Annotated in this window: 11 protein-coding genes and 2 pseudogenes; 3 read left to right on the forward strand and 10 right to left on the reverse strand. The window is 57.9% G+C overall.

Features of this window, described 5'->3' with window-relative positions; translation table 11 throughout:
* Positions 1 to 223: 223 nt before the first annotated feature.
* The gene (locus ACTG2J_RS08000; RefSeq protein ID WP_368177755.1) at positions 224 to 1,384 is read left to right on the forward strand and encodes a porin; all 1,161 of its coding nucleotides are present in this window, start codon (positions 224 to 226) and stop codon (positions 1,382 to 1,384) included.
* A gap of 223 nt (positions 1,385 to 1,607) precedes the next feature.
* On the opposite strand, the pseudogene ACTG2J_RS08005 reads toward ACTG2J_RS08000, so the two are convergent.
* Positions 1,608 to 2,500: pseudogene (locus ACTG2J_RS08005) on the reverse strand (integrase core domain-containing protein); the annotation flags it as partial.
* 135 nt (positions 2,501 to 2,635) lie between these two features.
* On the opposite strand from ACTG2J_RS08005, the pseudogene ACTG2J_RS08010 reads away from it, so the two are divergent.
* Positions 2,636 to 3,512, forward strand: a pseudogene (locus tag ACTG2J_RS08010) (IS5 family transposase).
* Between the two features lie 184 nt (positions 3,513 to 3,696).
* Here the strand turns inward: ACTG2J_RS08010 and ACTG2J_RS08015 are convergent.
* The 3 genes from ACTG2J_RS08015 to ACTG2J_RS08025 form a co-directional block, all read right to left on the reverse strand.
* Complete coding sequence (locus ACTG2J_RS08015) at positions 3,697 to 4,080, reverse strand: hypothetical protein (RefSeq protein ID WP_371155147.1); 384 nt, start codon at positions 4,078 to 4,080, stop codon at positions 3,697 to 3,699.
* 87 nt (positions 4,081 to 4,167) lie between these two features.
* Complete coding sequence (locus ACTG2J_RS08020; RefSeq protein ID WP_439997359.1) at positions 4,168 to 4,707, reverse strand: hypothetical protein; 540 nt, start codon at positions 4,705 to 4,707, stop codon at positions 4,168 to 4,170.
* A 625-nt stretch (positions 4,708 to 5,332) separates the two neighbouring features.
* Positions 5,333 to 6,298 (reverse strand): autotransporter domain-containing protein, encoded by a 966-nt coding sequence (locus tag ACTG2J_RS08025; protein ID WP_439997360.1) that lies wholly within the window; start codon positions 6,296 to 6,298, stop codon positions 5,333 to 5,335.
* Between the two features lie 223 nt (positions 6,299 to 6,521).
* Here ACTG2J_RS08025 and ACTG2J_RS08030 point away from each other — a divergent pair, with 223 nt between their 5' ends.
* Positions 6,522 to 7,397, forward strand: a complete 876-nt coding sequence (locus tag ACTG2J_RS08030) for a flagellar protein MotY (protein ID WP_005359611.1) — start codon at positions 6,522 to 6,524, stop codon at positions 7,395 to 7,397.
* A gap of 84 nt (positions 7,398 to 7,481) precedes the next feature.
* Here ACTG2J_RS08030 and gloA read toward each other — a convergent pair whose 3' ends face one another.
* Genes gloA through rsxC form a run of 6 tightly spaced genes read right to left on the reverse strand, consistent with a single transcriptional unit; the run spans position 7,482 to position 13,856 of the window.
* A complete protein-coding gene (gene gloA, locus ACTG2J_RS08035; protein ID WP_005347113.1) occupies positions 7,482 to 7,895 on the reverse strand; it encodes a lactoylglutathione lyase in 414 nt (137 codons plus the stop codon).
* 56 nt (positions 7,896 to 7,951) lie between these two features.
* Entirely contained in the window at positions 7,952 to 8,593 is a 642-nt protein-coding gene (gene nth, locus ACTG2J_RS08040) for an endonuclease III (RefSeq protein WP_201906336.1), read from the reverse strand.
* Between the two features lie 13 nt (positions 8,594 to 8,606).
* Complete coding sequence (locus ACTG2J_RS08045; RefSeq protein ID WP_439997361.1) at positions 8,607 to 9,368, reverse strand: electron transport complex subunit E; 762 nt, start codon at positions 9,366 to 9,368, stop codon at positions 8,607 to 8,609.
* A 15-nt stretch (positions 9,369 to 9,383) separates the two neighbouring features.
* On the reverse strand, positions 9,384 to 10,016 hold the full coding sequence (rsxG, locus tag ACTG2J_RS08050; protein WP_439997362.1) for an electron transport complex subunit RsxG: 633 nt from the start codon (positions 10,014 to 10,016) through the stop codon (positions 9,384 to 9,386).
* 43 nt (positions 10,017 to 10,059) lie between these two features.
* A complete protein-coding gene (gene rsxD, locus ACTG2J_RS08055; protein ID WP_439997364.1) occupies positions 10,060 to 11,112 on the reverse strand; it encodes an electron transport complex subunit RsxD in 1,053 nt (350 codons plus the stop codon).
* 11 nt (positions 11,113 to 11,123) lie between these two features.
* A complete protein-coding gene (gene rsxC, locus ACTG2J_RS08060; protein ID WP_439997365.1) occupies positions 11,124 to 13,856 on the reverse strand; it encodes an electron transport complex subunit RsxC in 2,733 nt (910 codons plus the stop codon).
* Positions 13,857 to 13,865 lie beyond the last annotated feature (9 nt).

Raw genomic sequence — 13,865 nt, forward strand, 5'->3', positions numbered from 1 at the left:
CAGCAGGATTAATTGTAAACGTTTTCCCGTTGGTTCTGCTTCAAGTGAGATGCGCATCACATTTTCATCTTGGTGACCATGATTTCCATAAAAAGTTCCAAGTTTTTTCATTGCGGTTCAAAAAATCCGGTGCTAGTCTCGGCGGCATAGTGATGCAAAGAACATCGCTAACACAGGGAATAACAACGACTTAGTGTTTAACTTACAGTAGGCATTGGAAACTATGAAAAAGACAATTCTGGCAATTGCTATCCCGGCTCTGTTCGCTTCCGCAGCCAACGCAGCTACCGTATATGACAAAGATGGCACCAAGTTTGATGTATATGGACGTGTTCATGCCGCCTATCAAGGCGAAGAAAACACTGCCGCATTGGACGAAAAGGACAATGGCGATCTCTTTTACAAAAAGAGCGATTCCACCACTAAAGGTGAAGTCTATACCTATGCCCGTACCGGTATGCAGGGTAAAGTTGCCCTGAACAACACTTGGTCTGCGATTGCTCAGGGCGAATGGCAACTGAGTTCAGAAAACAGCAAGCAAGATTCTCTTACTGCACGTCATGTTTGGGCCGGTTTTGATGGTTCTCAATATGGTAAGTTCATGTTTGGTCAGACCGATACTGCTTCTAAGTGGGGCGTACAAGATCGTGCCGATATCTTTGAAGAGCTGGGTAACGTTGCGAGCGTAAACGATGGTCGCCAAGAAGGTCAGGTTATCTACCGTGGTGAGTGGAATGGCGCTTTCTTCAATGCCTCCTACATCAGCAAAAATAGCAGTATGGATGAATTTGGTACAGAATTGTTGTCCAAATCTCTGACCTCTACATCAGTCGATAAAGACAGTAACAAGAAAGGACTGGAAGGCGGTTATGCTGTTGGTGCCGGTTATAACATGGCTAACGGCTTTGGCTTCGGCGTGAGTATCGAGAACAAAGAATTTGAACGTGGCACTTATCTGGGCGCAGAGAAAGACATCAATGGCAATATCACCGGTGCAACAATCAGCAACTTGAAGAGTAAAGATGACTGGGCGATCGGTACTTCTTACGCCTTTGATGCCTTCTATTTCGGCGCCATGTATAACGAATCCAAGCTGAAAGGCTTCGATGATGGTCAAGAGATTAAAGCGAAAGGCTTTGAACTGGCTGGTTCTTACACCATCGACTCCTGGAAACTGCTGGCTGGCTACAACAAGCTGGATGCTAAAGGTACCAATATTGACAGTGTTGTTGGTACAACAAATGATGTCGAGATCTTTGATCGCGTAATTCTGGGTGTTGAGTATGCCTTCACTTCCAACATCAAGTCTTATGCTAACTACGCAATCGAAAGCGCTGGCGAGAAAGATGACCAGTGGGAATTCGGTATGCAGTACAACTTCTAATAAGTTGCACATGCGTAATATCCTAGCTTGAGTTTTTGACCAAGCTACGAATGGCCGAGATGATATCTCGGCCATTTTCTTTTTGGCGGCATTGCTATTGCGTAACGGAGTTCTGGTGAATCGCCGGATTGTAATTTCTAGTGATAGTTGGCAAATTGCCGGTCTCGTTTAATTTGTACAGATCTAGTTATCACCTGACACCGGCCTCAAACCGGTGTCTTGTTTACGCTACTTTAGTGCGCACTTCCTTCGGTATCAATTTCAGACCCTTCTTGAACATACTGTAGGGGGTTTGACCCTCGATCATCCTGCCCTGATGTGGCCGCTGGGTGTTGGCTGGGTGTTGTAGTGTTCCAGATCGCTATCCAGCTCTGTCTGCATCTGCTCTACCGACTCATACCAAGTCGTTCTCCCCTTGATACGGAAGTGTTCATCCAGCAGTGTGCGATGCAGTCGCTCGATAAAGCCGTTGCTCTGCGGCCTGCGCACCCTGGTTGTCCGGTGCTCAATCCCCTCCAGTTGCAGGAACAGCTCGTAGGGATGGTGGTCAGGGCGCCCACAGAACTCGCGCCCGTTATCCGACAGGATGGTATAGACCCGCGCCCAGGCGTGGCGACTGTAGCAGTCCAGCACGGTTTGCAGATACACCTTGCCAACCCCCTTGAGCGCGCCGACAAAGAAGGTGTCGACCGCCACCAGTTCTCCGGTGTAGTAAACCTCAATCTGGCGTTCGCGAAACTCGGGGCTAAAGCGTTCTAACAGGCGAATTTGCTCGTCACTGAGCTCAATGGTCTGCTCCCGGTGGGTTTTCTCGAGGCGCAGCAAGCGGTCGTGTTTGGAGAGCAAGTCGTGCCGTTGCCACACGCCACGCACACCGCCCGCACTGACATTGATGCCTTGCAGAGCCAGTTTTTGCGCGACTCGCAGCGGGCCATGAGCTGGTCTGGTGAGGGAGTAATCGAGGATGGCCTGTTCAATCTCGGGCGCAACCCGATTGGGATGAGCCCCTTTACAGCCGGGCAATTTGTCGAGCAATCCCTCGGCGCCATAGGTCTGGTAATTACGGCGGATTTCGTAGAACTGCTGACGGCTGTAGCCGATGAGCTTGCAGGGGCGTTGTTGCCCAAATCGATGCAGCTTAAATGGAACTAATTGAGGACTTGGTGATCTGATCACCACCATCTCCTTCAAGCCTGCATCATGAGCACGTCGCTTCACCCCATCACCAACTGACCTCAATACAACAAATCATTGATTAACCGTGGTTCACTCACCTTCTGGGTTGATGCCGAGGCCATGAACAACTGGTTTCACCACGGCCATCATGGGTGCCGAGGCCGCAGCCAACTCTACACTGACCAGACCATCTGCACCTTCCTGATGCTCAAGGGGATTTTCAACCTCACTCTGCGGGCCACTCAGGGACTACTCGACTCCCTGTTCGAGTTGATGAACGTACCGCTTTGTGCCCCCGATTACAGTTGTGTAAGCAAGCGGGCCCGCACGGTGACGGTGGCTTATCGACAGCCCCCAAAAGGACGTATTACCGATTTGGTTATCGACTCAACCGGGCTGAGGGTATTTGGTGAAGGCGAGTGGAAGGTCAGAAAACACGGCGCCGAGAAACGGCGAGTCTGGCGCAAGTTGCATCTGGCGGTAGACCCGGCAACCCACGATATCGTGGCGGCGGAAATCTCACTGGAGAATGTCCATGATGTCGAGGTGTTGCCGACTCTGCTCAATCCACTACGGCGCAAACTGGGGCGTGTTTATGCGGATGGCGCCCAGTCATCAGCTTATCTTGCGCAAAGGGGCAACAGCCTGTATCCCGCCTCGCAAAAGCGCGGGGTTATGGAAAAAAGGACACGCAAGAAATGACGCGGTGCTGGTGATGCGCAAGGAAGGGCTGGCGTACTGGAAGAAGATATCGGGGTATCACCGTCGCTCACTTGCAGAGACAGCGATGTATCGGTTCAAACAGTTGTTAGCGGGGAAAGTCAGTTTACGTAACTACAACGGCCAAGTGGGAGAGGTGATGGCGTATGTCAGCGCCATAAACAAACTCAATACCCTGGGCCCCGAGTGTAACGGTCACTTGGGGCTGGGGCAGTTGTGGCTTGATGGTTGATTTGGGAAACAGCGCCGCTTGCAGGCTTTGCTGACGTTATTGAGCTCTTTGGCAAGCTCTAGCAGGCTGAGTTTGCGACGTGCTACTTTCTCGTTGGTGATCATGCAGAGGCTGATAGTATTTTGCAGGTGCAAAAAAGCCCCTTGGCGGGGCTTGGTGTCTGGCAAGGCCGGTGTCGGGATTATCAATCGAACAGGATGCGGCCGCTGGTGCCAGCATCACTGTCTTTCCAGCTGGCGCCGCTTTTGCGCAGGGTGTAAGTGATGGTCTCCTGCTTGAATTTCAGGTAGTCGCTGCCGCTGTGGCTTGGTTTGACCTGATTGCCATCGATATAGGTCTCCCCTGTGGTATCGACGTGAATTTCGGCCACGGTGCGGCCATCGTCAGTAACCGCTTTATAGTTGCCAGCCCACGGGCTCTCGTCGCCATACTGCACGGCCCCTTCCTGAGCGTGCGCTTGGGCATGGGTCTTGTGGCCGTGATGGGTTTTGGCCACGGCGCAGCCGGAGATACCGATCGCCAGCAGGCAACCGAGGGCGACATTGAGCAGAGTCTGTTTGGATTTCATCTTCATTTTCCTGTATCAAATAATTGCAATGGATAAGGGGTGGAGCCCCCACGGTCGGTGTGGGCCCCGCTGAGCCGTGGCTCGAAATCAGTCCTGATTGATGCCAGAAATATGGCCGCGGGCGTCGGTGAGGCAGTGCCAGAGCTGGTCATGGGGCCCCTTGATATCAATCATCATCCCCGCTTGGGAGTCGGCCACATAGTCGAGGGTCAGTTTGCTGCGGCTGACGCCCGCTTTTCTGGCGACGGCGTTCATGCAGGCGTTCTCGGCAACCTTGGTTTGCGCAGTGCTACCGTTGTAGGCACTGCTGCTGGCGCTCTCATCATCGCCGTCGTCATCGTTCTCATCGTCATTGAGCTGGCAGGCGCCGCTGTCGCCATTTTTGACAAAATAGGTGATGCCCCAGTCGCCATTTTTCACCATGGAGAGGGTGGTGCGCCCCTTGCTCGCCTCGTAGAAATTTGAATTCACTTTTTTAAGTGGAACTTGCTGGTTATTGATATAAGCCGTGCCATCTTCGACGCGAAGATTAATATGTCCAGGACAGCTGGCGGATAAATCAGGCACCCCTGCATATGCGGTTCCGGTCATGACCAATACAGAGAGAGCAAGCAGCGTTTTTTTCATCAGATAACCTCAAATCAACAAGGATCAGCAAGTGTGATGTCGTCAAAATAACGGTTGCTATGCCTTAACGTTATTTCTGTGCCCATTGCACACCTGTTATCGGTAGCCCGCAGCCAGTCGTTTCAGTGCGCCTCGTCCTGCCGGGATGACGCCAAATTTAGCAGTCGGGTGATGTAAGTAAAATAAAACAGGATTAATTGTATTCATAAAGTATGAAAAACTATAAATCATTTAAAACAGTGAGTTAGGTGTGGTTCAAGTCACTGTGCAAAAGATGGGGGACCATCCAGGATGGTTCCTTATGGGTGTCGATAAAGTTGGCCATAGGGCTGCAATATCTGGAGTTGAGTATTTTCTCTGTTGCAAGCGAGTACAGGCTGGCGACATCACAGGACCAATCAGCCATTGCGCGCCGTAAATACACAGACAAAAAACTCCAATATTCGGTGTGCGAGGGGGGGAATTAGCCTACCAGCAGGTGGATATTTTTACCTGATATGATGGGGTGGTGAGGCATATGAAAGGGTCAGGATAAATAAACCCTCCGTCAATAGGGCGTGATTATCTGGAGTGTTACTGTGCGTTCACTGAGGATTGCCCACTTTTGTCAGGCAAAAATAACGACTTAGAAACTCATGGCCAACCCGATGGAATAACCGCTGGTATTGTGGCTGAACATATAGCGGGCAACCAGCCGGGTACGGGTGACTATGATGTCGTATTTGCTGCTGTCCAGCTCCAGACCGGCGCCGATAGAGTTGAGGGAGTCAAAGCCAAGCAACCCCCGCTGTTCCCCCAGATATGCGGTATGAGCCCCCTCCAGTACATAGCGCACCGGTCTGTCGAGCAGAGTCCAGTCAAACAGCGGGGCCCGGCGACGCAGATAGAGACCGAGGTTCTCCGCCTCGGCGTGACCACGGACGCTGGTCGAGGTGCCGCCAAAGCTCTGCAGGTGCTGGTAGGAGTAGCGCACTTCGATATCGATATCCTGCGTCTTTGAAAAGAGCTCGTAGTCGAGCATCAGCGAGCCGCCCAGTCCGTACATATTGAGCTGCCCACCATCGAGAAAATCCAGCGAGTAGCCCTTGGTGCGCTCCAGCAGCCAGTTGCCGATCCGCAGATCGCTGGCCATGGTACCGAGCGAGACGTTGGCGATGGGGCGCAGCACCCAGTGGCCACCGCGCGGGTCTTCATGGAGGGCGATATCCCAGCCGATCCCGCCAGAGGCGGTCAGGCTGTTCCATTTGGTCGGGAGGGTGCGGCTCTCGGTGCCGTTGCTCACCACAAACTGGGGATCGTAGCGGCTAAAGCCGATCGCCCCTTCCAGATAGATGGGAACGGCTTCGCTCATGGTGGCGCCGCCGCCGATCTGGGTCATGTTGAGGGCAGCAGATTGATTGGTGCCGCTGCCGATATCGAGGTTGCTGGCGGTGATGTCGGGCACCACGGTGAAGGTCATCAGCGAGAGCACCGCATTGGCGCGCTCCTGTGCCCACTCCTGATCCTGTGTTGCGGCCTTGACGGCGCCGCCGGATAGCGCCAGCAGCATTGGCAACAACATCTGCAATAAAGAGGAGCAAGAGCTGTGCATGAGTGTGGTTCCCGATAAGCGGCGTCTGATTGCCCTGGCTTTACTGTAGCGAGCTTCCTGCCGGTTGGCACGGAGCTAAGAGGGGGGAATAAGCGCCGCTTGCGGTCGGCTGTCGCTGAGGGGCAAGCCTTTGCCACAGCAACGGCACGCCTTTGCAGTTTGTCGCTAAAGCTTGGCCTCTTGCCGCCGATATCTCTTGTGAGATCGTGTGGAGGACAAGCAATTGAACGCTTGGATGTTGGGGTTGGTCAGCATATCCGTGAGTATGCAGTTACAGGCTGGGGTCACCGAATTTGGTGCCGGTCTGGATCAATCCGTCTGGCGTTTGACCTCCGATACCCAGATTGAGTGTCGTCTCGAGCACCCTATTCCCAACTGGGGAACGGGGGCTTTTGTCAGCCGCGCCGGGCGCAAGATCAACCTCGACTTCGAGCTCAAGGGCAAGCGGCCACAGGCCCAGACCCAGACGGTGAGCCTTGGCATCATGCCGCCGGTATGGCGCCCGGGCATCGCCGGGCGAGAAGTGAGTCAACTGCGCTTCTATCAGCAGTTCGATGGGCTGGTGGAGGGGCAAACCGCCTGGACCATGCTCGACGAGCTGGAGGGGGGACGGATGCCGACCTTCCAGTATCGGGACTGGTATCGCCAGAACCGCGCGGTGCGAGTGTCGCTGTCGTCTGTCAACTTTCGGGTCAAATATCAGGCCTTTATCGACTGTCTGAGCGGACTGTTGCCTTACAGCTTCAACGATATCGCCTTTAGCGTGCTCACCTACGACAAGAACAGCGATCAGCTCTCCATCCCCTCCAAGCGGCGGCTGGCGATGATCAGCGAGTTTATCAAGGCGGACAAGAGCATCGATGTGGTGGTGATCGATGCCTACAGCGACAGCTATGGCGGCCGCTGGCCGAACCTGAAACTCTCCGAGAAGCGGGCCGATGCCATCAAGAAGGTGTTTGTCGATCTGGGGATCGATCCCGGCAAGATCTCGGTGGAGGGGCATGGCGAGAAGCAGCACGTCGCCTCCAACGAAACCGAGCAGGGTCGTGCCAAGAACCGGCGAGTGGTGATCAGCATGGGGCGTAACGGCGAGATCTAGCGCTGTCCCCGGCAAAGAAGCATAAAAAAGAGCGCATCTGCGCTCTTTTTTGATCCTGCCATTCGGCTGCGGGATTAGGGCAGCTTAGAAGCTGTCACCGAGGCCAGTACCGGCATCTTTCTTGGCAATCAGTTCAATCTTGTAACCGTCCGGATCTTCGACGAAGGCGATGACGGTGGTGCCACCCTTGACCGGGCCTGGCTCACGGGTGATCTTGGCACCGGCGGCGCGCAGTGCGTCGCAGGTGGCGTAGATGTCGTCCGCTTCCAGCGCGATATGGCCATAGGCTGAGCCCAGTTCGTACTCGCTCACCCCCCAGTTGTAGGTCAGCTCGATCACCGCTTCATCCTTCTCGTCACCGTAGCCAACGAAGGCCAGGGTGTACTTGTACTCGCTGTTCTCGCTCTTGCGCAGCAGCTTCATGCCAAGGACGCGGGTGTAGAAGTCGATGGAGCGTTGCAGATCGCCGACACGCAGCATGGTATGCAGAATTCTCATTGCTCAGTTCTCCGGGTTGGTGATGTGTACTGCTTTCAATCTCGGTTGCGAGGCTATCAGTTCTCGGGATAGACCTTCTCTTTGTACTCGCACAAGTCCTCGATGATACAGGAACCACAGCGGGGCTTGCGAGCCAGACAGGTGTAACGTCCGTGCAGAATCAGCCAGTGGTGGACATCCAGCTTGAACTCGGCGGGCACCACTTTAAGCAGCTTCTCCTCCACCTGATCCACATTCTTGCCTACCGCAAAGCCGGTGCGGTTGGAGACCCGAAAGATATGGGTATCGACGGCGATGGTGGGCCAGCCAAAGGCGGTGTTGAGTACCACGTTGGCGGTCTTGCGGCCGACGCCGGGCAGGGCTTCCAGCGCTTCGCGGTTCTCCGGCACCTCGCCGCCGTGGCGCTCCAGCAAGATGGCGCAGGTCTTGATGACGTTCTCGGCCTTGGTGTTGAAGAGGCCAATGGTCTTGATGTACTCCTTGAGCCCGTCCACCCCGAGCTCCAGCATCGCTTGCGGGGTGTTGGCCACCGGATAGAGCTTGTCGGTCGCCTTGTTGACGCTGACATCGGTCGCCTGTGCCGAGAGCAGCACGGCGATCAGCAGCTCGAATGGCGAGTTGAAGTTGAGCTCTGTGGTGGGGTGGGGGTTGTTTTCCCGCAGTCGCTCCAGGATCTCTCTGCGTTTCTGGTTGTTCATGCCTTGCGTCCGATCATAGTTCGGTCGCCCGGACGCGAGCCGGGGCAACGTTGCAGTGGGCCACTGTGGCTGCTTTTTTGCGGTCCCGCCAGTCGTTGATGGCATTCTTGGCGGCGATCAACAGCCCCAGCCCGATAAAGCCGCCCGGCGGCAAAATTGCCAGCAGCAGGCTGGCATCGGCGTGGAACAGCTCGACGCGCAGGGATTTGGCCCACTCGCCCAGCAGCAGCTCGGCGCCATCAAACAGGGTGCCCATGCCGATGATCTCGCGCATGCCGCCCAGTACCAGCAGCACCAGGGTAAAGCCAAGGCCCATCATCAGACCATCGAGGGCCGCCAGCAGCGGCGGGTTCTTGGAGGCATAGGCCTCGGCGCGGCCGATGATGACGCAGTTGGTGACGATGAGGGCGATAAAGATGCCGAGCGCCTGATAGAGGCCATAGGTGTAGGCGTTCATCAGCAGCTGTACGCTGGTCACCAGCGAGGCGATGATCATCACATAGACCGGGATGCGAATATCCTTCGGCACCCAGTTGCGCACCAGCGAGACGGCGAGGTTTGAGCAGACCAGCACTGCCATGGTGGCAAGGCCCAGCCCCAGCGCATTGGTAAAGGTGGAGGAGACGGCGAGGGTCGGGCAGAGCCCCAGCACCTGCACCAGCGAGGGGTTGTTCTTCCACAGCCCCTGACTCATCAGCTCCTTGAGCTCGCCCTTGCGGCTTTCCAGCTCGGCAATCGGGGCAGCGCCCGTTTCAATCTGTTCCATCTGGTTCATGATGGCTCGACTCCGTTAGTTCGCCGCCGGACAAGCCGGGGCGTTGCTGAGCAGTTCGGGTTGCTCCTGCTGCAGTTTAAGCAGGTTCTTCACCGCCTTGACCACGGCTCGCGGGGTGATGGTGGCGCCGGTAAAGGCATCAAACTCGCCGCCATCCTTCTTCACCGCCCACTGGCGCTCGTTGTCATGGGTCAGGAATTTTCCGGCAAAGCTGTTGATCCAGTCCGATTTCTTCAGCTCGATCTTGTCACCGAGGCCCGGGGTCTCGTTGTGAGCGAGCACGCGCACGGCGGTGATGGTGCCCTTGGCATCAAAGCCCGCCACGATGCGGATCGCCCCGCTGTAACCATCCGGCGCGATCGCCTCCAATGCATAGCCGGTCACCACGCCATTTTTGCTGGCGGTATAGAGGGCTTGCGGCTGATCGCTGCCGAGATACTTCCTGCTGGTCACTTGCTGGCAGCTGGCCACCAGATCGTTGTCATAGCTCCCCTCCGGCAGCAATACCGAGAGGGTCTGCTGCTTCTCCAGCTGCTGCTGGTGGGCGATTTTATCCTTGGTCAGCTCGTTGGTCAGTACCACCAGCGCGGTACAGCCGAGCGCGAACATTGCCAGAATAAGGCCGTTCTTGCGCATGCTCTTTAACATGTCCGGGCTCCGTCAGCTGTGATGGGGGAAAAGGGCAGAAACATCATTGGCGACGAGCTCCATACACTTTCGGGCGAGTCAGGCTGTCAATAAACGGCACACAAAGGTTGGCCAGCAACACGGCGAAGGCGAAGGCATCCGGATAGCCGCCAAAGCGGCGAATGATGTAGACCAGCACCCCGATCAGCACGCCATAGACCAGTCGGCCGCGCGGTGTGGTGCAGGCGCTGACCGGATCGGTGGCGATAAAGAAGGCCCCCAGCATGGTAGCGCCGCTAAAGAGATGGAACATGGGCGTGGCAGTCGCATCCGGGCTCACCAGATAGCCGATGGTGGAGGCCGCCAGCAGGGAGCCCAGAATGGCGGTCGGAATGCGCCAGTTGATCACCTTCTGCAGCAGCAGGAACAGGCCGCCCAGCAGATAGCCGAGGTTGACCCAGCTCCAGCCGATGCCGCCCCAACCCTCGAACAGCGGGCCGCTCAGGATCTCGCCGGTGGTGAGCCCCTGAGTCAGGCCGGTTTTCAGGGTATCGAGGGGGGTCGCCATGGTGAGACCATCCACCCCCTGCTTGAGCTGGGCCATGCTGTAGCCGTCGAGGCTAAAGCCGGTGAAGATGACCGACGCCGCATCACCAAAGCCGAGGCTGTAGGCGCGCACGCTCTCCGGCGGCAGCCAGCTGGTCATCTGCACCGGGAAGGAGACCAGCAGCAGCACATAGGCGACCATGGCCGGGTTGAACAGGTTCTGGCCCAGTCCGCCGTAAAGGTGTTTGGCGATAATGATGGCAAAGGCCGTGCCCACCACCAGCATCCACCACGGCAGCAGCGGCGGCAGGGAGAGACCGATCAGCACGGCGGTGAGCGCCGCACTGCCATCCATCAGGGCAGGCTTGATGGCGCGGCCACGGAGCTTGAGCACCAGCGCCTCGCACAGCAGCGCGGTCACCAGCGCCAGCAGGATCTGGATAAAGGAGCCCCAGCCGAAGAACCAGGTCTGGGCCAGCAAGCCCGGCACGCAGGCCAGGATCACCAGCAGCATCAGGGTTCGGGTCTGTTTGCGGTTATGGGCAAACGGCGCAGTCGCAATATTGAACATGAGTCTGTCGATTACCTTGTGGTTGTTCGGTCGGCTGACGGGGCATCTTCAGCGGCGGTCTCTGCGGCTCTGGCTGCCTCGGCCGCCAGCTTCTTCGCCTTGGCGCGGGCCACGGCAGCTGCAATGGCCGCTTTTTTCGGATCAACCGGGGCATCAGCCGCAGGGGCGTTCGCTTCAGGCCCGGCAGTGACGGCAAGTGGTTGCTCACTGCTGGCCGCATCGGTTTGCATCGGCTCAGTCGGTGCGCGCTCACCCTCAGCTCCGGCACTCTCTACCTGAGTACCGGCACTTTCTACCCCAGCACCTGCATTTTCTACCTCAGCACTGGTACTTGCGCTCTGCAGGGCCAGCTTTTTGGCCTTGGCCCGGGCGATGGCTGCGGCGATAGCGGCTTTCTTGGGATCGACCGCTTCACTTGCAGCCGTATCGCTTTGGCTGGTGGTTACTTCGCTCTTGGCTACTGTATCGTCGCGGGTCTCCGCGCTGGCAGTAGGCTCACTCTGCGCACCTTCAGCACCGGCACTTTCGCCCTGTTGGGCCAGCTTTTTGGCCTTGGCGCGGGCAATGACAGCAGCGATAGCGGCTTTCTTGGGATCGACCGCTTCGCTGGCCGCAGATGGCGCATCGCTTTGGGTTGCAGCGGATTCGCAGGTGCCTGCGTTTGTAGTCAGATCGCCCTCAGCGCTGTCACCCTGCTGGGCCAGCTTCTTGGCCTTGGCACGAGCGATGGCGGCAGCAATTGCAGCTTTCTTGGGATCGACAGGGGCGTCATCTTGCGTGTTGACCTCGGCTGCCGTGCCGTTGGCAGCGCTTACCGGTTCACCATTCGCCTCGGCCTTTTTGGCCTTGGCTCGGGCGATGGCGGCGGCAATCGCCGCCTTTTTCGGATCAACCTCTGCCTTTTGCTGATCAGCATCTACCGCAGGCGCAGCAACGGCTTCGGCAGTCATAGGCTCGGCGCTCTCGCCTGCCTGAGCGGCTTTCTTGGCCTTGGCGCGCGCCAGTGCGGCAGCGATGGCTGCTTTCTTGGGATCGCTGGCGGGGTCAACCGCCTCGGCGGATTGCGGCGCAGCGGCTGTTTCGCTGTTTGCGCTCTCGGCCAGCTTGGCGGCGCGGCGCGCTTCCGCTTCCCGTTTGCGGGCTTCGCGGGCGGCAATCACGGCGCTGTTGTCGGGCAAGCCCTCGGCGGTGGCGGCAATGGCGGTGATGGGGGCATCCTGCTTGGCCTTGATGCGGGCAAGGGCCGCTGCCACCGGATCTTCGCCGCCTGCGGCCGTCATGGTTTGACGGCGCTGGGCGGCGGCTTCGGCATGGCGCGCTTCGCGGGCCGCTTTCTCCCGCTCGAAGCGGGCCTGCTTGGCCTCGAAACGCTGCTTGGCGCGCTCGGCTTTTTCGGCCTCGGCGCGGGCTTCGCGAATGTCGTCCTTGGCGATCTTGTAGTACTGCACCAGCGGGATCTCGCTGGGGCAGACCCAGGCGCAGGCGCCGCACTCGATGCAGTCCATCAGGTTGAGCTTCTCGGCCTTGTCATACTCCTTGGCCCGGCTGTACCAGTAAAGCTCTTGCGGCAGCAGGGTAGCCGGGCAGGCATCGGCGCAGGCGCTGCAACGGATGCAGGGCTGCTCCGGGCCGGGGGCGGGCAGCTCGGCCTGCGTCGGTGCCAGCAGGCAGTTGGTGGCCTTGACCACAGGCACCATGGCGTGGGGCAGGGTAAAGCCCATCATGGGGCCACCCATGATCACCCGCTGCTCCGCTTCCGGTTGCAGCTCGAAACGCTGCAACAGCCAGCGCACCGGCGTACCCAGGCGCACCCAGGCGTTGCCGGGCTTCTTGAAGCTGTCGCCGGTAAGGGTGACGATCCGCTCGATCAGCGGCTCGCCGTCGATAATGGCGCGCTTGATGGCAAACACGGTGGCGACGTTGAGCACCATGATGCCGATATCGACCGCGCGGCCCCCCTTGGGCACCTGACGGCCGGTGAGCAGTTCTATGGTCTGCTTGGCACCGCCCGAGGGGTACTTGGTCGGCACCGTCTTGACCAGCACATCTTCATCGGTGGCGTGGCGGGTCAGCTGCTCGATCGCCTCGGGCTTGTTGTCTTCCACCCCGATCAGGGTGAGTTTCGGTTTGAGCAGATGCTTGAGCACCCGGATGCCATCCATGATCTCGTCGGCGTACTGCTGCATCAACCGATCGTCGGTGGTGATATAGGGTTCGCACTCCAGCCCGTTGACGATCAGGATCTCGGTGAGCTGGCCGCGGCCGTCGAGCTTGCTGTGGGTCGGGAACACGGCGCCGCCAAGGCCCGCTACCCCTGCCTGCTGGATGCGCTCGAGCAGTTCGCCCCGCTCCAGATTCCAGTAATCGGGTTTGCCATCGAGCTCGCCCCACTTATCCTCGCCATCGGGGGTGAGGATGACGCAGAGATCGTCAAGCCCCGAAGGGTGAGCGACCGTATGGTTGGCAATCTCGGTGATGGTGCCCGAGGTGGAGGCGTGCACCGGCACCACCCGCCCTCTGGCATAACGGGTCAGCGGTTGACCCTTCTTGACCTTGTCACCCACCTGCACCAGCAGATCGCCGGCGGGGCCTGCGTGCTGGCGCAGCGGAATGATGAGGCGCGGCGGCAGACCGGCGTCTACCACCGGGCTCTGGCTTGATTGCAGCTTGTTGTCGGCGGGGTGAATGCCGCCGTGAAAGTCCCAGAGCGTGCCGGCTTTGATACGTTCGAGTAAGGAATGCATGGTTGCTCC

This window comes from Aeromonas sp. 6P (assembly GCF_051919525.1).
GTDB lineage: Bacteria > Pseudomonadota > Gammaproteobacteria > Enterobacterales > Aeromonadaceae > Aeromonas > Aeromonas veronii.